Raw genomic sequence first — 19,644 nt, 5'->3', positions numbered from 1 at the left:
CTCCCCCCGCACCGGTATTTTGTAATCAACCGAAGTCGAATGCGCAGTTCATTTCGAAGACAAATGCGTTGCAGAAGTTGTCGCTCACGTCCTCGACGATGTTCTCGGCAGTGTCGACCATGTCGTCTGCTGCATCATTGTCGAACACCAGATCGAAATCATCCATCTCGGGTGCCGAATCGGCACGTTCGACCGGGGCCCACTCGAACTGGTCGAAATGGGCCTGCAGCGCATTGACGAATGCTTCGATGCCGGCAAGGAATGCCTGAACGTCAAAGCAGTCCGCACCCGGTTCACCAGTGTCAACAACAACCTCGGGTGTCTCGTCTGCCGGTTCCTCGGTTTCGGTGACGTCCGTATCCGGTGTTTCGTCTGCCGGTTCCTCGGTTTCGGTAACATCCGTATCCGGTGTTTCGTCTGCCGGTTCCTCGGTTTCGGTAACATCCGTATCCGGTGTTTCGTCTGCCGGTTCCTCGGTTTCATTGACATCCGTATATGGTGTCTCGTCCACTGGTTCCTCAGTTTCGGTGACATCCGTATCCGGGACTTCGGGTTCGGTTGGGTCGGTAACCTCCTCTTCCGGTTCTGCAACCTCATCGACCGGAGGTGTTACCGGCGGAGTGGTGCCGCCGTTATCAAGGATGACCTCACCCTGGGTCGCCGCAAAGTTCTGCGTAACCATAACCGCGTCGAACCCTTGCATGTCGCCGGCCTCAACACCGATACCAATGTATTTGAAATCGGGGTTCAGGATGTTGGCGCGATGACCGGGGCTGTTCATCAGGTTCTGGTGCAACTGGGCGACATCGTCGCTGACACCGGGTGCGCCGCGCTCGGATTGCCAGGCGATGTTTTCACCGGTGCGCCAGCTACCGGACAAGTCAAACCCTGCGGCTTGCATCCGTTGGGTCGCGGATGAGCCGCCCTGACCGGTGTGACTGAACCGGTCGGTGCCCAGCATCCAGGTGCTGTGGTCTTCGGACGAGTCGTTCAGTCGGGTTTCAAGTTGTAGGGGGTCAAGACCGCGGGATGTGCGTTCTTGGTTGATTAGCGCCAGCATTTCGCGCTCGACCGTACTTGCTGTCGACATCAGTGCCTCCGTTTTTGTTGTGTCTGAGTGGACGGCATCACTTACAGACGATCAAAGAAGGCTGAACAGGGGAGCAGCCGCACCGAGCGTTTTTCGGCGGCGGAATGCAACCAACCGGCGATTCGCTGCGCTGTAAAATGCCGACCGGGCTGGTCACATCAAAATCGGCAAGTTGCCGCGTTGGCAAAATCGGGAATGGGCAAGAATACCCGCCCTAAAAAACGACAAACCCCCGGGCGAGGCCTCGGGGGTCGTCAAATAGTGTCATCCAAAGCTGGACAAGACTCAGGCAGCTCTTAGAGCAAACCTTCGCGCTGTGCTTTCTTACGTGCCAGTTTACGGGCACGGCGGATCGCTTCAGCTTTCTCGCGCGCTTTTTTCTCGGACGGTTTCTCGAAATGTTGCTTGAGCTTCATTTCGCGGAACACGCCTTCGCGCTGCAGCTTTTTCTTCAGGGCACGAAGCGCCTGATCGACGTTATTGTCGCGAACACTAACCTGCATGTGGTTGTCACCACCTTTCTAGATAGAGTTGCAAGGAAATTGCAGGAATTGGCCGTATAGCAAAGCGCGCATAACTTGTCTAGTACTGGACACACAGACCGGAGGCACAACATGACCGCCACATATGAAGACACCAAAGAACAGCTTTTGGACGCGATTCTGGGCCATGTGCCCTTTGATGGCTGGTCTGAAACCAGCTTTCTCGCCGCTATTGCCGATTGTGATCTGGATACCGGGTTGGCCCGTGCCATCTGCCCGCGCGGCGCGGTTGATCTGGCGTTGGCCTTTCACGTGCGTGGTGACGAGTCGATGCTGGAACGGATCAAGACCGAGGATCTGAGCGGGCTGAAATTCCGCGACAAGATCGCTGCCGCCGTGCGCTTCCGCCTTCAGGCAGTCGAGGACAAAGAAGCTGTGCGCCGGGGCGTGACCCTGTTTGCTTTGCCGATCCATGCCGCAGATGGCGCCAAGGCAGTTTGGGGTACTTGCAATCTGATCTGGACTGCTTTGGGCGACAGTTCGGAGGATGTGAACTGGTACACCAAACGCGCGACGCTATCTGGGGTGTATTCTTCGACGTTGTTGTACTGGCTGGGCGATGACAGCCCGGACTATCAGGCGACCTGGGAATTCCTCGACCGCCGGATTGATGGTGTGATGCAGTTCGAAAAGCTCAAGGCGCAGGTGAATGGAAATCCGCTGCTTAAACCGTTTCTGGCCGTACCCAATTGGCTGGCCGGTCAGGTGAAAGCTCCGGCAAAGACGTCCGATAATCTGCCCGGTTCACTGTCATCCGGAAAATAGTCGCAGCACTTTAACTTGCTGCTGGGCCTCTGTGTTACTCACTGCTAGGCAGAAGGCAAAGGAGATATGCCCATGACCCAGACGATGCGCGCTGTCGAGATTACCCAGCCGGGCGGCCCGGATGTGTTGCAACTGACTGAACGCCCGATGCCGGAACCCGCCGAGGGTCAGGTGGTTCTGAAGGTGGCCTATGCCGGAGTGAACCGCCCGGATGCATTGCAACGCGCCGGGGCGTATGATCCGCCGCCGGGGGCGAGCGATCTACCGGGGCTTGAAGCCTCGGGTGAAGTTGTCGCCATCGGTTCGGGCGTTGAAGGTCTGGTTGTGGGCGATCAGGTCTGCGCTTTGCTGCCGGGCGGTGGCTATGCCGAATACGTCGCCACACCTGCCGTGCATTGCCTGCCGGTGCCTGCAGGACTGGACATGAAGCAAGCCGCCTGCCTGCCCGAGACCTTCTTTACCGTCTGGTCCAACGTTTTCACCCGTGGCGGTCTGCAAGCGGGGGAACGGTTTCTGGTCCATGGTGGGTCCAGCGGCATCGGGACGACGGCAATCCAATTGGCCAATGCTTTTGGCGCCCGGGTCTTTGCCACCGCAGGGTCGGCCGAGAAATGCGAGGCTTGCATCAAGTTGGGGGCTGAAAAGGCGATCAACTACCGTGATGAGGATTTCGTGGCTGCGATGCGCGCAGAAGGGGGCGCGAACCTGATCCTTGACATGGTGGGGGGCGAATACATTCCCCGCAACGTCAAGGCTCTGGCCGAAGATGGGCGTTTGGTTCAGATCGCCTTTCTTCAAGGCCCGGTGGTCGAACTGAATTTTGCCTTGATGATGGTCAAACGTCTGACACTGACCGGTAGCACCCTGCGGCCACAAAGCGATCTGGCCAAGGCCCGCATCGCGCAAGACCTGCGCGAAGCCGTCTGGCCTCTGATCGCGGGGGGGAAGGTTGCGCCGGTGATGGATTCCGAGTTTGATCTGGCCGATGCGGCCGCCGCCCACGCACGGATGGAGAGCTCGGGCCATATCGGCAAGATCGTTCTCAAGGTCGCCGGTTAAGCTTACGCCGTGCGGTCAGGCAACCGCCCGGCGATACAGATGCCACGTGGCGTGGCCCAGAATGGGCATGACCACAATCAACCCCAGCAGCATCGGGATGGTGCCCAGTACCAGTAGCGTTGCCACGATGGCGCCCCAGGTCAGGATGACACGCGGGTTATGGCGCAGGACCCGAACCGAAGTCACAACGGCCACCGGCACGCCCACCTTGCGATCCAGCAGAAGTGGGAAGCTAACCACACTCAGCGCCAGTGCGATCAGCGCAAATAGGAATCCGGTTGCGGTGCCAATGATGATCATGCTCCAACCTGCTCCGGTGGTGAACATTTCGGTCAAAAATGTCATGGCCGAGGCCGGAGGCTCAGGCCCCAAAGTCTGAGCATAAATCCCCTGCGCCACCATCAGCCAGACCAACAGCAACATGACCAGATAGAAGCCCAACGCCAGAATTGCACCAAAGGAAGGTGAGCGGAACACGCCGAACGCGTCCAGCCAGTGAACCTCTCCGTCCTGTTCCCGCTTGCGGCTGATCTCATAAAGCCCAACGGCTGCGACAGGCCCGATCAGAGCAAAGCCCATGATAAGCGGCGCCAGTAACGGCACCATGTCCATGTTCAACCCGATCCCGAACATTAACAAACCTGCAATCGGGTAGATCAGAACGATAAAAATCGCATCTGCCCGAGTCTCGAGAAAATCCGTGTAGCCTGCCTTCAGGCAGGCGCGCAGATCCTGCATTGTCAGGGTGTGCACTGCCGGCAAGGCGCGGACATCCGCGCTGCCGATCTCGGTCACCGCTTCCGTGACATGATCGCTGGTCGCCCGCAGATTCCGGGTGATCCAGGTGATTGGGTTACCGATTGTCTTGTCCATTTTCATCCCCTTTCTGGCGTGGGTGCGCCGCGGGGTGTATCCGGCATGGGAATTGCCCGTGACCGGATCAGCCGGCAACGTCTGTTTGCATCATAGCATATTCTGCGGAAATTTGCCCGATCACCCTTTCGGGATCGCGATGATTGCCCTGCTGATCAGGCGTGTTAGCTTTGTTTCAACAGGCAACGGAGGCATTCATGCAGCAAACAGCACGCACAGTCGTCATCCATGAAAATGGTGGACCAGAGGTTCTGCGGATCGAGGATCGTCCAATAGGGGATCCCGGGCCGGGTGAGGTACGAATTCGCCACCACGCCTGCGGATTGAACTTTATCGATGTGTATCAGCGCAGCGGGCTCTATCCGATGGACCTGCCTCATGCGCTGGGAATGGAAGCCGCGGGCGTTATTGAGGCTGTGGGCGAAGGGGTCACGCATCTTACCTCTGGCCAACGCGCCGCCTACGCTGCGGGGCCATCAGGTGCATATTCCGAAGCGCGTGTGATGCCGGCGGCACAGGTCTGCCCGCTACCCGAAAGTATTTCGTTCCGCATGGCTGCTGCGATGATGCTTAAGGGGATGACAGTTGAATATCTGTTTAACCGTACAACACCGCTGCGGCGCGGGGATACCGTTCTGTTCCACGCCGCCGCCGGAGGCGTTGGCCTGATTGCCTGCCAATGGGCCAAATCCGAAGGCATCACCCTGATCGGCACCGCCGGAACGGATGAGAAATGCAGCCTGGCGCAGTTCAATGGCGCAACACATTGCATCAACTATCGAACCGAGGATTTCGTTCAGCGTGTGGCTGAGATCACCGGCGGAAAGGGGGTCGATGTAGTTATGGACTCAATTGGTGCGGACACCTTCGAGGGATCACTGAACTGTCTGAAGCCGCTGGGGATGATGATTTCATTCGGCAATGCCTCGGGGCCAGTGCCGCCTGTTGATCTGGGAATGCTGGCGCAACGTGGGTCATTGAAAATCACGCGGCCCACCTTGTTCACCCATATTTCGGATCACGCGGTCTGTCAGGCAATGGCGCGCCGTCTCTTTGGCAAAGTAGAGGGGCGCGAGGTCAAGATTCATGTTGATCAGGAATTCCCATTGGATCAGGTGGCGGATGCCCATCGCGCACTGGAGGCGCGGCAGACAACGGGCAGCACAATTCTGCTGCCGTGACAGGTCCGGCCCGGCAGCTGATGCCGGGCCCACAGCTTTTCGTTAGAACCGATAAGCGACGCGAAGCTGAAGGGTCGTTGCATCAACATCGACGCCAGAAGAGTTGAAGTCATCAAACTCATGATACAGAAGCTCGCCGCCAACACTGATATTGGGGGCCACGATCTGTTCATAGCCAGCACCGATGAACCAGCCGTTGTCGCTGCCTAGATTGTCTGTATCCGCGTCGGCATACCCTGCGGTTCCATACAGCAGCCCTTGCGGGTTCACCTTGTAACCGGCACGGGCCTTGATCCGCCAGACCTTCTCGACCGTGGCGGCGCTGCCCAGGTCAATGTCGCTCCAGTCATAGTCGAATCCGCCACCGACAACCCAATCGCCCAGATCGTAGTCGTAGCCAAGGATGATACCGCCAATCGCGCCATCTCCGTCTACGCCTGACACATTGGAGTCGATATCCGCATACCCAAGCTGTCCACCGCCGTAGAACCCAGTCCAATTGCCCGAAGATTGAGCCATCACGGACCCTGCGGCCATTGTCGCGACAGTGGTGAGCAGTGCCAATTTTCCTGTCATCTTATTGTTTCCTTTCGCTCGAAGTTTACTGCCAGGCCAATCTGCAGGCAGCCATATCCTTGACTCTACGGCCAGGCGCGAAAGCCGGATCAGTGATGCTTTGTCTATTCTGAACCGTCTATTGCGCGGCCAGATACTCTGGCGATGGCCCTATCAAGTTGAGTACTTGTCTTTAAAACCACATAGGTCGCGATACGGCATCTTCAAACGACGATCGGCGGCAGATACGATCTGCCGCCGATCTGGCAGGAATCTTCGGCGAATTACTGCTGCAGTTCAGCCGGATCTTTATCAGCAATGTCTTCCCAGTTTACGGTTGCCTGTTCGACAAAGCCTGGAATGTCGCCTTCCCAACGTTGCTGAATGTCCTGCGACAGGTTCAGGTACAGTTTGTTGTCGACAATTTTCCAGTAGTTCGGATCGCCATCGAATTTGAAGCCCATCGCGGTGCCGAAGGCGCAGTAGCCACCGTATGCGGGCAGATATGCCTCTGGGTTTGCCTCAAACGCCACTTTGTTTTCTTCCGAGGCGAAACGGTACAGCGCATCATTGTGCAGCGTGGTGATTTTGTAGTCACCCTTAGTAGCTTCTCCAACGGTGAAATAGGCCACCGGGTCATAGCCCTGCATCGCCAGACCAGTCGAGCTTGCGTTGATCTCTACGCCAGCGGCCATGGCCGAGCTTGCAATGGCAACGGACAGCGCGACGCCGCTGATGATGGATTTGAACTTGTTCATAACTTCACCTTTCGTGAATAGGCTCGCTTAAGAGCACCGTAATTTTGCCCGGGCGAACCGGATTTGATTGTCGCAACGCCAGTAATTGGTCGTCACAAAATCCCAGTTGGGGAATGGCCCGATCACGTTCAAAGCAATCAATTGTGATTGTGCGATCACAAATATCTGCTGTTCATTCCTGCACGTCAGGTGCAAGCGTCAGAACAAAGGTCACAACCTTTTCAGCGGGCATTTCACAGGGTCGCAGCAATGCACCGCTTTTCCGGGTCATATACAGATTCAAGCTGATATAGTCTGGGCCGCCCAATTGATGTGCCACCAGCTTGTGTGACTTGCCACACGCCATAATCTGGTGCGAAACCACATATTGATTGGTGCCTGCGGTGCCGGTGAATGTGCCGATCGGCAATTCAAACATGGCATCCATGAAGGCGCCGGGCGCGGTCACGATTTGCCGATTTTCGGCTCTGTCCCTGCCTTGATCCGCGCCAAATTGGCGCTGTGCCGCCAGTAGACCAGAAGGGTCAGCGCGATCCCGAGGATGAATGTACTACCATTCGTCAGGACCATGATCCAAGTGGTTGACAAAGCGGCCGCAGCCAGCGCGCCAACGGATGAGATACGCCAGATCAGCGCGGCCACCAGCCAAGTCAGACAGCAGGCCACGCCGACCCGCCAATCCAGCGCCAGCCAGAGGCCAAGGAAAGTCGCTACGCCTTTACCACCCTTAAAGCCCAGCCAGATCGGAAAGCAATGCCCCAGAAAAGCGGTCAGTGCCGCGATCTGGGCGGCATCTTCTCCGGCGAGTACACGTGCAAGCAGGACCGCCACAGCGCCCTTGCCGGCATCAAACAGCAATGTCAGCGCCGCCGCTGGCTTGTTCCCGGTACGCAACACGTTGGTTGCGCCGATATTGCCCGATCCGATCTGCCGCAGATTGCCCAGCCCCATGACCCGCGCGACAATCATGCCGAACGGAATCGACCCGATCAGATATCCCAGTACCGCCCACAGGATGAGCAGGGTCATTGTGCTGTCGATCAGGGGCATCAGGCTCTCCGGTACACTTCTTGTCCAGCGACATAGGTCGCGGTGACCTTACCTTGCATCCGCTGCCCGTCAAACGGAGTATTCTGCGATTTCGATTTCAGGGTGAAACGGTCCAGAACAAAGGGTGCATCGGGGTCGAACAGAACCAGGTCAGCCGGTGCTCCGTGGGACAGGCGACCTGCCTCAAGCCCCAGACGTTTGGCCGGGTTCAGGGCCATCGCCCGGAACAAGTTGGGCAGGTCCAACTGTCCCGCATGATAGAGCCGCAAAGCCGCAGGCAACAGCGTTTCCAGCGCTACTGCGCCCGAGGCCGCTTCTTCAAACGGCAGACGTTTGCTTTCTTCGTCCTGTGGGGTGTGCATTGAACTGATCGTATCGATCAGTCCGGTACGAACGGCCTCGATCACCGCTTGCCGGTCGTCTTCTGAACGCAGCGGCGGCTTGACCTTGAAAAAGGTGCGATAATTAGCGACGTCCAATTCGTTCAGCGTCAGGTGATGGATCGAGGTCCCGGCGGTGATATCCAGCCCGTTCCGCTTGGCCCGTTCCAGTGCGGGCAGGGCACGGGCAGTGGTGATCTGATCGGCGTGATAAGCCGCACCGGTCATTTCCAGCAGCGCGATGTCACGGTCCAGACCCATGCGTTCGGCCATTGGTGACACAGCTGGCAGGCCGCGCAGGGCTGCGAACTTGCCACTGGTTGCGGCCGCCCCACTGCTGAGGCCCGGTTCCTGTGGATGTGCGATGACCAGTGCATCGCAGGATTTTGCATAGGTCAGAGCGCGGGAAAACACTTTGGTATTGGTGATGACATGATCGCAATCGGTGAAGGCCACGGCGCCTGCATCCTGAAGGAATCCGATCTCGGTCATCTCGCGCCCGTCGCGTCCTTTGGTCAGCGCAGCCATTGGCAGTACATTGACCGGAGCATCCGCCTGCGCGCGCCGGGTGGCGAATTCCAGTGTTTCAGGCGTGTCCACAGCAGGCAGCGTATCCGGACGGGTGACGATGGTGGTCACGCCTCCGGCCGCTGCTGCCAGACCGGCAGACTTATAGCTTTCCTTATGTCGCTCGCCCGGTTCGCACACCTTGACGCCAATATCGACGATGCCAGGGGCCAGGCACTGCCCGTTGCAATCAATCGCCTTCGCGTCCGAGTTGGGTGCGTCCCCTTCACCACATGAGGCGATCCGACCATCTGCGATCTGCAGCCATCCCAGTGCGTCCGTACCGTTTTCCGGATCAATCAGGCGGGCGTTTGTGAAGATCAGGTTGCTCATGCCATGGCCCTTTCGATAGCGGCTTTGGTCGCGGCTGGGTCCGCTTGGTATTTGATAAGATGCTTGTCGCCGGATTTTGTAACGATCTGAACAAAACTACCCATGATGTTGACCGCCTCGATCTGATTCAACGAAACATCTCGCCCGCCAGGACCGGACACAGAGGTGTCGGACATTTTCCACGTGGCGGTCAGTTCCTCTGATGCCAGATACCACGCGCGAATACCGACGGCGGCAAGGCCAGCAGGTGCCCCGGTCCAGACGTATGGATTGCCGATGATCCAAAGAACAATCATCGCGCCTGCCATGGCAGCTGCCGCCAGCCATGTGTTCGTGCGCAGATAAGCGCTTTTGTCGGGCTTGAATGTCACAGGATCAGCCACAGCGCGCCTCCGACAACAATCAGGATCAGTATTACAATGAGGGACGAGCCGAAGCGGCGTGGCCTGTCATCTTCTGTTGGGGGCAGCGGGGCCGAGAATGGTTTGGCGCTTTGGGTCTTAATCACGCCACCGGTCCAGTTCGTGGCCTCTTCGGTATAAAGACCAATCAGGCGTAGTCTCGGGTCAGGTGTCAGCTTGGTCGCGCGGCCACCGAACGCTGCGCTGCGCACAACCATTACCCAGCCTTCGATTCTGTCCAGCTTGTCCCTGTCCAATTGATCTTCTGAAACGCCGCAGCCTTCGTTGAGATAGCCGAAAAGTCCAAGCTCTTCGAGGTCGGATACAGGGAATATGTCGATGTGTTTGAGGTCCAACCCGTCAACGCCCAGCACCTGATCGGCAGCACCCGGTTCACGCAGGAACTTTGCCTCTTGCGGGCGCATGTTCAGCGTGAACAGTCGGATCACGCCGTGTTCATGGGGGGCGATGGTTAGATCACTCATGCGGCGTCCCGTGCGTTTCGGGCCAGCAGATCCATCGCGGCCATGCGGATAGCAACGCCCATCTCGACCTGTTCCTGAATGACAGAGCGGTTGATGTCATCGGCCAGGGTGCCGTCAATCTCGACCCCTCGGTTCATGGGGCCGGGATGCATGATGATGGCGTCGGACTTGGCCAGTGCCAGTTTCGCGCCGTCAAGCCCATAGCGGTGATAATATTCGCGTTCCGAGGGGATGAAGCCGCCATCCATTCGCTCTTTTTGCAGGCGTAGCATCATCACGACATCGACGTCTTTCAGACCCTCGTTCATGTCGTCGTAAATCTCGGCTCCGAACTCCGAGAACTGAGAAGGCACCAGCGTCGGCGGGCCGATAAGGCGGATGCGGTTCTCCATCTTGCCCAACAAGATCAGGTTCGAGCGCGCGACACGCGAATGCGCGACGTCCCCGCAGATTGCGATGTTCAGACGGTGCAGGCGGCCTTTGGCGCGACGGATGGTCAGCGCATCCAACAGGGCCTGTGTCGGATGCTCGTGCCGCCCGTCGCCCGCGTTCAGCACCGCGCAGTTTACCTTCTGGGCGAGCAAATCCACAGCGCCGGAATGCGGGTGGCGCACCACCAGCAGATCGGGGTGCATCGCATTCAGTGTCATGGCGGTGTCGATCAGCGTCTCACCCTTTTTGATCGAACTCGCCTGCATCGCCATATTCATCACATCCGCGCCCAGCCGTTTGCCCGCCAGTTCAAAACTGGCCTGCGTGCGGGTGGAATTTTCAAAGAACATGTTGATCTGCGTCAGCCCCGAAAGCACATCGGAATGCTTGGTCGATTGCCGATTCAGATCGACATAGGTCTCGGCCAGATCAAGGATGGCGGTGATATCGGATTGTGACAGATGCTCGATGCCAAGAAGGTGACGGTGGGCGAAACGCATGGGCGGGCTCCTGTCTGACAATCGGGCTGCTTATAAGAAGGCGCGTGGCTTGTGGCAACCTAAGGTTCCGTGCCCTCGGGCAATTTCTCGCACCCGCCTTCGGGCAAACACTGTTCACCCGGTTTGCACCATTTGCCGTAACCGCAATCGATGGCCTTGATGGGCACGCATCCCTGATGCGCCGAGCATTTGAAACCAGGGCGGCATTGAGAATCGGTTTCCTCGCATAAAAACCAACCGGGCCGCGAGCATCCACCGCCCGGCAGGCAGGATGATCCGGGGCCGCAGGTTAGGCCATCGTCGCATGTAATGGCTGGCCCGGGCACGAATTCCGGTGTGTTGCGTTCACATTCCCCGCGTCCGTTGCAGAAGCTGTCACCGGGGCAATCCAAACGCGAGGTGCATTTGTTCAGCCCTGCAGGGGCACAGCGCGTGCCGCCTGCCACGCAGCGTTCAAACGGGCCACAGGTGCGCCCGCCGCCGCAATATGTGTGCCCCAGAGGGATACAGCGCCCATCAAAGCTGCATCGCTGACCAGCAGGGCAGCATCCGCGGCCGCATTGCAATTGACCGGGGCGGCACTGTCCGTTTCGGTCAAGAACGCTCGCCCAAATTGGATCGCTGATGAAGGTCAGCGCCAGTCCGATCAGAAGGATTCGCAGGATCAACAGCATGAATATCGTCATGGTCGACCTGTGAAGGGGCTGTGGCAAGGTCTATTCGCTTTCCCTCGGTCAAAAGCTGGTTAGATTGAGAACTATGGAATCGGGCTTGGACTATCACACCGCGCGGGCGCTGCTGGAATGGCAGATCGAGCTGGGCGCAACAGAGGCGATCGCGGATGCGCCTCTCGACCGCTATGCGCTGCCGGACAAGACGCCGAAGGCGAAGAAGCCCGCTGTCGCAGAGCCGATGAAGAAAGCTGAGCCTGTCGAAGCTGCGGTCGTTGCGCAACAAGTGGCAAAGTCTGCTGGATCACTGACCGATTTGCGGGCCGCGATGGAAACGTTCGACCTTTGCGAACTGAAACGCGGTGCGCGACAACTGGTGTTTGCCGATGGTACGCCCGGAGCGCGGGTGATGATCATCGGCGAAGCACCCGGACGTGATGAAGATCGCGAGGGCAAGCCTTTCGTCGGGCGCGCCGGGCAGTTGCTGGACCGGATGCTGGCAGCGATTGATCTGGATCGGCGCGAGAATGTCTATATCACCAATGTTCTGCCGTGGCGGCCTCCGCAAAACCGCGATCCCAAGCCGGAAGAAATCGGCATGATGAAGCCGTTTTTGGAACGCCACGTGGCGTTGGCCAAGCCCGAGGTACTGGTAATCATGGGCAACATAAGTTGTCAGGCGGTGCTGGGCAAACGCGGCATTACTCGGTTGCGCGGGCGATGGGATCAGGCGCTGGATCTGCCGGTTATACCGATGTTCCACCCCGCCTATCTGTTGCGGCAACCGCAGATGAAGCGGCAAGCTTGGGCCGATCTGCTTGAGCTTAAGGCACGATTGGAGGCTGGGGCATGAAGGTTCTTGCATTCTCGGACCTGCACATGGCACGTAACCGTGCTGCTGATGTGGTTGCTGCCAGCACCGAAGCCGATTTGGTGATCGGAGCCGGAGATTTCTGCAACATGCGGCAGGGCCTGGACGAGGCAATTCAAATGCTTGCAGGTATCGCCGCGCCGCTGGTTCTGGTGCCGGGCAATGCCGAAAGTGTGGGCGAACTGACCGACGCCGCGCCGGATGGTGTGCATGTGTTGCACGGATCAGGAATGACGCTGGATGGCCTCCGCCTTTTTGGGCTGGGTTACGGCGTTCCGCCGACGCCGTTCGGCGCCTGGTCCTGTGATCTGACCGAAGCCGAGGCCGCTGAATTGCTGGATCGATGCGAGGGCGCAGATATTCTGATCACGCATTCACCCCCTAAAGGCTATGGCGATGTGACGTCGCAAGGCGTATCCGTCGGCTCGACAGCCGTCCGGGATGCGGTTGAGCGGATACAACCCGAATTCGTCTTTTGCGGCCATATCCACGACAGTTGGGGTTATCGCGGCTCGATGGGGCGTACGCAGATCGCCAATCTGGGTCCCAAAGTGCATTGGTTCGAGGTGAACACATGATCGATACCGTAACGCTTTTGGCTTTTGTCCCCGCGGCAATGGTGCTGAATTTCACGCCTGGCGCCGATATGATGTTCTGTTTCGGGCAGGGTTTGCGTGCGGGTGCCAGATCTGCCCTTTTGGCCAGCCTCGGCGTCTCGGTCGGGTTGATGGTCCATGTGTTGCTGGCCGGGTTGGGGCTTGGTGCTGTGGTATCGACCATCCCATGGTTGTTCGATGTGATCCGGTGGCTGGGTGTCGTCTACCTGCTTTACTTGGCCTGGGGCGCGATCCGGAATGGGGCGGTCTCGGACGATGCGCCAGTCAAACCTGCACATTTCGCGTTCCGCGAAGGTTTGTTGGTGAATCTGACCAACCCCAAGGTCATTCTCTTTGTGCTGGCCTTTATCCCGCAGTTCGTGAACCCCGCGCAGGGTTCGGTGTTGCTGCAGTTTCTAACGCTCGGGTTGATCATTGCGTCTGGCAGTATTCTGGTGAACGGGATGGTCGGCATCTTCGCAGGTGGAGCAGGGCGTTTTCTGGTCTCGAACCCGCGTGCTTCACGCATCATGGGCTGGATTACCGGCGGTATCTTTACCGCTCTTGCCGTCCGGCTGGCCATCATGGAAAGGGCCTGACACCGTATGTCGCGCATTGACGAAAGCATGGAGTTCATTCCCGTGCGTATTGCCATCCTGACCGTTTCGGACACCAGATCTCTGGATGAAGACCGCTCGGGCCAAACCCTTGCCGAGCGGATCAAGAAAGCCGGGCATTCAGTGGCGGATCGTAAGATCATCAGGGATGAGCGCATCCAGATCTCGGATCAATTGCGTGTTTGGATTGCCGATCCCGAGATTGACGTCGTGATTTCCACTGGCGGCACTGGTCTGACAGGCCGCGATGTGACCGTTGAGGCGCATCGCGATGTCTATGAAAAAGAGATCGAGGCCTTTGGTACCGTCTTCACCATCGTGTCGATGGAAAAAATCGGCACATCAGCCGTGCAATCCCGCGCCACGGGCGGAGTGGCGGGTGGCACCTATCTGTTTGCTTTGCCGGGCAGTCCCGGGGCCTGCAAGGACGCATGGGACGCGATTTTGGAGAAACAGTTCGATTATCGCCACCGGCCCTGCAATTTCGTGGAAATAATGCCTAGATTGGACGAACATCTGCGACGGAAGTAGACTGGCCCTGCGTTTAACGCATCATAACCGCTTTGTGGCTTGGCATTTTTTGCGACCCGGCTACCTTTGCGGAAGGCAGCATGTGCGACCTGAGGTGAATGACTGATGCGATTTCTGCGGCAAAGCCTTGTTGGCGTGTTCCTGGCGTTTCTGACGCTGGGCTTGTTGCTGGTTGCCGTACAGATGATCACGGGCGCCGTGCAGGATGTGCTGACGCGTGACAGCCAGCCACCCGAGGTGCGGGAACGAATCTTTGCGGTGAGCGTTCGAACCGCCAAGCCCGAGACAATTACGCCCTATCTTGAAGCCTTTGGACAGGTGCAAAGCCGGCGCCGGCTGGAACTGCGTGCGGCGTTGGGCGGGCGTGTTATCTTTCTGGCGGAGGATTTTGAGGATGGCGGCACGGTAACAGCAGGTGAATTGCTGGTCGAGCTCGATCCCGCCGACATGCAATCTGCACTGGATCGCGCAAAATCTGATCTATTGGACGCCCAATTCGAGGAGCGTGACGCAGAACGCTCGTTGCTGCTGGCGCAGGATGAGTTGAAATCGGCCGAGGCGCAGGCCGAGCTGCGGGATCGGGCGTTACAACGGCAGCAGGATCTGCAAACCCGCGGTGTTGGCGCGGCTGCCAGCGTGGAAGAAGCCGAGCTGGCAGCAACCTCGTCGCATCAGGCGGTTCTGGCGCGCCGGATCGCGCTGGCTCAGGCAGAATCCCGTGTGGACCAGGCCACTACTCTGTTCGCTCGTGCCCGAATTGCGCTTGAAGGGGCTGAGCGTGATCTTGAAGACATGACGATCCATGCCGCTTTTGACGGAACTTTGACCGGAGTCACGCTGGTCGAAGGACGATTGGTCTCGGCCAACGAAAAGCTGGCTGAGCTGGTCGACCCAAATATGCTTGAAGTGGCCTTTCGTGTTTCAACAGCGCAATACGTGCGTCTGCTCGACGCGCAAGGCGATCTTGTCACTGCACCAGTAACCATCTCGCTTGAAGTGACAGGGGCCGATCTGACGGCCACCGGTATTATCAGCCGCGACAGTGGCTCGGCAGGAGAGGGTCAGACGGGGCGTCTGATCTACGCCCGTCTGGATGATGCACCGGGTTTCAAGCCGGGCGATTTCGTCACCGTTTCAATTGAAGAACAGCCGCTAGAGAATGTGGTGCGGATGCCATCATCGGCGCTGGATGCCTCGGGCAACGTTTTGGTACTGGGCCCCGATGACCGGTTGGAGCCGATACCGGTTCAACTGGTGCGCCGCCAGGGTGACGAGGTTCTGTTACGCGGTGCCGGGCTTGCGGGTCGCGAGGTGGTAATTGGTCGTACACCGCTGCTGGGCTCGGGCGTGCGCGTGCGCCCCTTGCGGATTGAGGCGAGCATCGAAAGCGATCCGGACATGGTAGAGCTATCAGACGCAAAGCGTGCTCAGCTTGTGGCGCAGGTCGAGGCCAGCCAGCGCATGACGCAGGATGTCAAGAATCAGGTTCTTGGACAGCTGCGCGATACGAAAGTGCCTGCGTCATTGCTGCGCCGACTCGATGAAAATCGGGCCGGAGGCTAGGCGCCATGATCCGCGATATTCCCAATGCGGCGGGTGGTATCCTCAGTTACTTTACCCGGCATCGCACGGCAGCAAATCTGTTGCTTCTGGTCATGCTGGTTCTGGGGGCAGCAGCCATTCCCAACATGCGGGCGCAGTTCTTTCCGGATGTGATCCTTGAACGCGTCGATGTCACGGTTGAGTGGGACGGCGCGGGTCCCGAGGATGTCGATGACGGTATCATACAGCTTCTTGAACCGGCGCTACTGGGAGTCGAAGGCGTCGCCAGCACCGAATCCACCTCGCGTGAAGGCTCGGCCCGTGTCCGGCTGGAGTTCGAGCCGAACTGGGATATGGCCCGCGCTGTCGAAGAGGTCAGGACTGCCGTCGATGGTGTAACCAACCTGCCCGATGACGCGGAAGAGCCCACCATCCGCCGTGGCGCCTGGCGGGATCGGGTGACCGATGTGGTCATAACCGGGCCGATTGAGGCGGAACAGCTCGCCAAATTCACGGATGAACTGATCAATCGTCTTTTTGCGGTGGGGGTTACGCGCACGACGATCCGGGGCCTTGCAGCGCCGCGCGTGGTGGTCGAGGTACCCACTGCGCAATTGATCGCCAATGACATTGCAATGTCTGACATCGCGTCGGCGATCGCGGCCGAGGTCACCACGAACCCGGCAGGCGATGTCTCGGGGGCAAATGCGCGTATTCGGACGGGCGTGGAAAAACGCACTCCGGAAGAGATCGAAGGCATCGCCCTGCGTACCTTTGCAGACGGATCAAAGCTGGTTGTGGGAGATGTGGCGCAAATCCGGGTCGAGGGCGTCACGCGCAATCGCAGCTACTATGTTGGCGACAATCCGGCCATGTCGATCCGCGTCGACCGGTCCAATCTGGGCGATGCAATCGGCATCCAGCGTTCGGTCGAAGATGTGGTGCTGAATATGCAGGCCAGTGTGCCCGAGGGCATCACCATCGAGCTGATCCGCACCCGCGCACAGGCCATCACTGACCGTCTCGATATACTTGTGGATAATGGCCTGGTGGGCCTCGGGCTGGTGGTTTGTCTTCTCTTCCTGTTTCTCAACGCTCGTATCGCCTTCTGGGTGGCGGCTGGTATCCCTGTGGCAATGTCGGCGGCGATTGCGCTGATGTATCTGGGCGGTTTGTCAATCAATATGGTGTCGCTGTTCGGCTTGATCATCACGCTGGGTATCGTCGTCGATGATGCCATCGTGGTCGGCGAACACGCTGATTTTCGTGCCCGGCGCCTTGGCGAAGCGCCGATGGTGGCGGCGGAACGCGCTGCGCGCCGCATGGCGATGCCGGTTTTCGCAGCCACCATAACCACGGTCATTGCCTTTTTCGGCCTGACCGCCATCGGTGGCCGGTTCGGGGAGCTGATCCGAGATATTCCGTTCACTGTTATCGCGGTTCTGATCGCCTCGCTGATCGAATGCTTTTTGATCCTACCGAACCACATGGCCCACGCCATCGCACATTCGGCCAAGGAACATTGGTATGATTGGCCCAACCGGGTCGTGAACAGGGGCTTTCGTTGGGTTCGCGACCACCTGTTCCGTCCGTTGGTCGCATGGGTGGTTTGGGCACGCTATGTGGTTGTTGCCCTGATGGTGGTCATTCTGGCCAGTCAACTCGCGCTGTTTATCCGGGGCGACGTAAACTGGCGGTTCTTCAACGCGCCCGAACGCGGTTCGGTCACGGGTAACTTCATCATGGTCGAAGGTGCTACGCGCACCGAGACGCTGGAAATGATGCATATGGTGCAGCAGGCCACTGAAGAGCTGGGTCAGATTTATGAGGAACGCCATGGCCGAAATCCCATTGAATATGTGCTGGCCGAAATTGGCGGCTCGGCAGGGTGGGGGCTGCGTGCGGCAGATGGGAAGGATAGCGATCTGCTGGGCGGCATCTCTATTGAACTGATCGACGCCGATCTGCGCCCCTATTCCAGTTTCGAGTTTGTGGGTGAATTGCAGGATTTCGTTCCGCGCCACCCGAAGGTCGAATTGCTCAGCTTCCGTGGCTGGCGGTCCGGGCCCGGTGGTGATGCGATCGACGTTGAATTTTACGGTGCGGATGTGAACACGCTGAAATCTGCATCCGAAGATCTGCAGGCGGCGCTGTCGAAGTATTCGGAAGTGTCTGCGCTTGAGGATAATCTGGCTTATGACAAGGAAGAGTTCATTCTGGACCTGACCGCGCAGGGTCAGGCGCTGGGCTTTCGCATTGAAGCGCTGGGTCGCGTGCTGCGAAACCGGCTGAATGGGATCGAGGCGGCCACTTTCCCGGACGGCCCGCGCAGCGCGGAAATCCGGGTTGAATTGCCCGAGGGTGAACTGACCGCTGATTTTCTGGAACGCACGCTGATGCGCTCACCGGATGGTGTTTATGTTCCACTGGCCGATATCGTTTCAGTCGAGCGCGAGTCGGGTTTCTCGACCGTCCGACGCGAAAATGGCCTGAGGGTGATTTCGGTGAATGGTGACATCTCCGAGGACGACCCGGCGCAGGCCACCGAAATTGCACGTGCCATGCGCGAAGAGATATTGCCCAACATTGCGGCCGAACGTCAGGTCGAATGGCGCATGGCGGGTCTGAGTGAGCAAGAGGACGAGTTCCTGACCGAAGCCCGCACCGGACTGATCCTGTGTCTGACTGGGATTTATCTGGTTCTGGCCTGGGTCTTTGCCAGCTGGACGCGACCCTTGGTGGTCATGGCGATCATTCCGTTTGGTCTGGTGGGGGCGATCTGGGGGCATTACCTGTGGGGTGTTCCGCTGAGTATGTTCACCGTCGTCGGCCTTCTGGGTATGACCGGGATCATCATCAACGACTCGATCGTGCTGGTGACAACGATTGACGGATACCAACAGGAACGCGGGCTGGTGCCGTCGATTGTCGAAGGTGCCGCCGACCGGCTGCGGCCCGTCATGCTGACCACCCTGACCACGGTTCTGGGTCTCACGCCCCTTATGTACGAAAGCTCGCAGCAGGCGCAGTTTCTCAAGCCGACCGTGATCACTCTGGTCTACGGGCTGGGTTTTGGCATGGTCCTGATCCTACTGCTGGTGCCCGCGTTGCTTGCCATCCTGAACGATGTCTCGCGTCCGATGACCGCGATGCGACGGGCTTTGCGCGCACCGGACAGGGTGGTACGCGCTGCCGTTTGCGTAACGGGCGCAGTGTTGGCGGTCTGGCTCGGGGTGTCGATGATCTGGCCAGCCTTGACGGGTGCGCCGGTGGCTTTGTTGGCCGGGCTTTATCCCGGCGCGGATGGTCTGGGCATTCTGCAATTGGGCTTTGGCGTCTTCGCCGCAGGCGCAGTTCTGATTCTCCTACTGGGCGTGGTCCTGTCGAACCTGCTTTACGCGCGACTGTCGGGCCGGTCCGAGACCTGATCGGCCTGTAGGGCAAAGCGCAACAGGTCGGGGACCCGATCACTCATCGGCAGGTTTCCCTGAGCGATCTGCTCAGTGGCAAACCACCGCGCATCCTTCGCATCATCGGCCGCCAGCGGCGTACCCGAGATATAACGGCAGGCGACGCCGACCAGCAGGTAATGCGCCCTGATTTGCCCGTCAGGGCCAGGCAGCAAAAGATCTAGATTATCGAGATATCTGATCGGTTCAGCGATCACGCCGGTTTCTTCCAACAATTCCCGTGCAGCTGCTTCCAGTACAGTTTCACCCCATTCCACATGCCCGCCGGGAAATCCCCATAGGCCCGCGTCAGGTTGCTTACTGCGCTGAACCAGCAAGACTTGCCCCTTGTGCAGGACAACAGCCAGTGCGCCGATCTTTGGGGTTGGGCTCATG

The 19,644-nt window shown here is 58.7% G+C and carries 22 protein-coding genes; 9 read left to right on the top strand and 13 right to left on the bottom strand.

From position 1 onward, the window contains the following. Positions 1-25: 25 nt before the first annotated feature. Together BLU89_RS11655 and rpsU are read right to left on the bottom strand one after the other, a co-directional pair. Positions 26-1,090, bottom strand: coding sequence for a CAP domain-containing protein (locus tag BLU89_RS11655; RefSeq protein ID WP_074737012.1), 1,065 nt, complete (start codon positions 1,088-1,090; stop codon positions 26-28). A gap of 296 nt (positions 1,091-1,386) precedes the next feature. Further along, a complete protein-coding gene (gene rpsU / locus BLU89_RS11650; RefSeq protein ID WP_005614280.1) occupies positions 1,387-1,593 on the bottom strand; it encodes a 30S ribosomal protein S21 in 207 nt (68 codons plus the stop codon). Between the two features lie 111 nt (positions 1,594-1,704). Here rpsU and BLU89_RS11645 point away from each other — a divergent pair, with 111 nt between their 5' ends. Continuing rightward, on the top strand, positions 1,705-2,397 hold the full coding sequence (locus tag BLU89_RS11645; RefSeq protein WP_074737011.1) for a COQ9 family protein: 693 nt from the start codon (positions 1,705-1,707) through the stop codon (positions 2,395-2,397). A 72-nt stretch (positions 2,398-2,469) separates the two neighbouring features. Next, on the top strand, positions 2,470-3,456 hold the full coding sequence (locus BLU89_RS11640; RefSeq protein ID WP_074737010.1) for an NAD(P)H-quinone oxidoreductase: 987 nt from the start codon (positions 2,470-2,472) through the stop codon (positions 3,454-3,456). A 15-nt stretch (positions 3,457-3,471) separates the two neighbouring features. On the opposite strand, the gene BLU89_RS11635 is transcribed toward BLU89_RS11640, so the two are convergent. Further along, positions 3,472-4,329, bottom strand: coding sequence for a DUF2189 domain-containing protein (locus BLU89_RS11635; RefSeq protein WP_074737122.1), 858 nt, complete (start codon positions 4,327-4,329; stop codon positions 3,472-3,474). A gap of 197 nt (positions 4,330-4,526) precedes the next feature. Here BLU89_RS11635 and BLU89_RS11630 point away from each other — a divergent pair, with 197 nt between their 5' ends. Continuing rightward, complete coding sequence (locus BLU89_RS11630) at positions 4,527-5,510, top strand: quinone oxidoreductase family protein (protein ID WP_074737009.1); 984 nt, start codon at positions 4,527-4,529, stop codon at positions 5,508-5,510. Between the two features lie 42 nt (positions 5,511-5,552). Here the strand turns inward: BLU89_RS11630 and BLU89_RS11625 are convergent, their stop codons facing one another. From BLU89_RS11625 to BLU89_RS21560, 9 genes are all read right to left on the bottom strand, one after another. Beyond that, positions 5,553-6,086: an outer membrane protein gene (locus tag BLU89_RS11625; protein WP_074737008.1), complete on the bottom strand. Its 534-nt coding sequence runs from the start codon at positions 6,084-6,086 to the stop codon at positions 5,553-5,555. Between the two features lie 263 nt (positions 6,087-6,349). Then, a complete protein-coding gene (locus BLU89_RS11620; protein WP_074737007.1) occupies positions 6,350-6,823 on the bottom strand; it encodes a YHS domain-containing (seleno)protein in 474 nt (157 codons plus the stop codon). Positions 6,824-6,995: 172 nt separating this feature from the next. Beyond that, positions 6,996-7,271: a hypothetical protein gene (locus BLU89_RS11615; protein ID WP_083347738.1), complete on the bottom strand. Its 276-nt coding sequence runs from the start codon at positions 7,269-7,271 to the stop codon at positions 6,996-6,998. Further along, positions 7,268-7,873, bottom strand: a complete 606-nt coding sequence (plsY, locus tag BLU89_RS11610; RefSeq protein WP_074737006.1) for a glycerol-3-phosphate 1-O-acyltransferase PlsY — start codon at positions 7,871-7,873, stop codon at positions 7,268-7,270. The genes BLU89_RS11615 and plsY overlap by 4 nt, the downstream gene beginning before the upstream one ends. Further along, complete coding sequence (pyrC, locus tag BLU89_RS11605) at positions 7,873-9,153, bottom strand: dihydroorotase (protein ID WP_074737005.1); 1,281 nt, start codon at positions 9,151-9,153, stop codon at positions 7,873-7,875. The genes plsY and pyrC overlap by 1 nt, the downstream gene beginning before the upstream one ends. Beyond that, positions 9,150-9,536, bottom strand: coding sequence for a hypothetical protein (locus BLU89_RS11600; protein WP_074737004.1), 387 nt, complete (start codon positions 9,534-9,536; stop codon positions 9,150-9,152). Before BLU89_RS11600 ends, pyrC begins: the two co-directional genes overlap by 4 nt. After that, a complete protein-coding gene (locus BLU89_RS11595) occupies positions 9,521-10,039 on the bottom strand; it encodes a hypothetical protein (protein WP_074737003.1) in 519 nt (172 codons plus the stop codon). The genes BLU89_RS11600 and BLU89_RS11595 overlap by 16 nt, the downstream gene beginning before the upstream one ends. After that, positions 10,036-10,971 carry an aspartate carbamoyltransferase catalytic subunit gene (locus tag BLU89_RS11590; protein ID WP_074737002.1) on the bottom strand — a complete coding sequence of 312 codons (936 nt, stop codon included), beginning with the start codon at positions 10,969-10,971 and terminating at the stop codon, positions 10,036-10,038. Before BLU89_RS11590 ends, BLU89_RS11595 begins: the two co-directional genes overlap by 4 nt. Before the next feature lie 409 nt (positions 10,972-11,380). Continuing rightward, the gene (locus tag BLU89_RS21560; protein WP_176797699.1) at positions 11,381-11,569 is read right to left on the bottom strand and encodes a hypothetical protein; all 189 of its coding nucleotides are present in this window, start codon (positions 11,567-11,569) and stop codon (positions 11,381-11,383) included. Positions 11,570-11,730: 161 nt separating this feature from the next. Between BLU89_RS21560 and BLU89_RS11580 the strand changes: the two genes are divergently transcribed. From BLU89_RS11580 to BLU89_RS11555, 6 genes are all read left to right on the top strand, one after another. Next, a complete protein-coding gene (locus tag BLU89_RS11580) occupies positions 11,731-12,495 on the top strand; it encodes a uracil-DNA glycosylase (RefSeq protein WP_074737000.1) in 765 nt (254 codons plus the stop codon). Beyond that, positions 12,492-13,091, top strand: coding sequence for a metallophosphoesterase family protein (locus BLU89_RS11575; RefSeq protein WP_074736999.1), 600 nt, complete (start codon positions 12,492-12,494; stop codon positions 13,089-13,091). The genes BLU89_RS11580 and BLU89_RS11575 overlap by 4 nt, the downstream gene beginning before the upstream one ends. Further along, positions 13,088-13,708: a LysE family translocator gene (locus BLU89_RS11570; protein WP_074736998.1), complete on the top strand. Its 621-nt coding sequence runs from the start codon at positions 13,088-13,090 to the stop codon at positions 13,706-13,708. The genes BLU89_RS11575 and BLU89_RS11570 overlap by 4 nt, the downstream gene beginning before the upstream one ends. A gap of 6 nt (positions 13,709-13,714) precedes the next feature. Beyond that, on the top strand, positions 13,715-14,257 hold the full coding sequence (moaB, locus tag BLU89_RS11565) for a molybdenum cofactor biosynthesis protein B (RefSeq protein WP_074736997.1): 543 nt from the start codon (positions 13,715-13,717) through the stop codon (positions 14,255-14,257). Positions 14,258-14,362: 105 nt separating this feature from the next. Then, a complete protein-coding gene (locus BLU89_RS11560; RefSeq protein WP_074736996.1) occupies positions 14,363-15,820 on the top strand; it encodes an efflux RND transporter periplasmic adaptor subunit in 1,458 nt (485 codons plus the stop codon). A 5-nt stretch (positions 15,821-15,825) separates the two neighbouring features. After that, a complete protein-coding gene (locus BLU89_RS11555) occupies positions 15,826-19,227 on the top strand; it encodes an efflux RND transporter permease subunit (protein ID WP_074736995.1) in 3,402 nt (1,133 codons plus the stop codon). Here BLU89_RS11555 and BLU89_RS11550 read toward each other — a convergent pair. Further along, entirely contained in the window at positions 19,194-19,643 is a 450-nt protein-coding gene (locus tag BLU89_RS11550) for an NUDIX hydrolase (RefSeq protein WP_074736994.1), read from the bottom strand. The two genes, BLU89_RS11555 and BLU89_RS11550, sit on opposite strands and share 34 nt — an antisense overlap. Position 19,644: the final 1 nt, after the last annotated feature.

Source organism: Ruegeria halocynthiae (assembly GCF_900106805.1).
Classification (GTDB): Bacteria; Pseudomonadota; Alphaproteobacteria; order Rhodobacterales; family Rhodobacteraceae; genus Ruegeria; species Ruegeria halocynthiae.
This window is presented reverse-complemented; position numbering and strand designations above follow the sequence as displayed.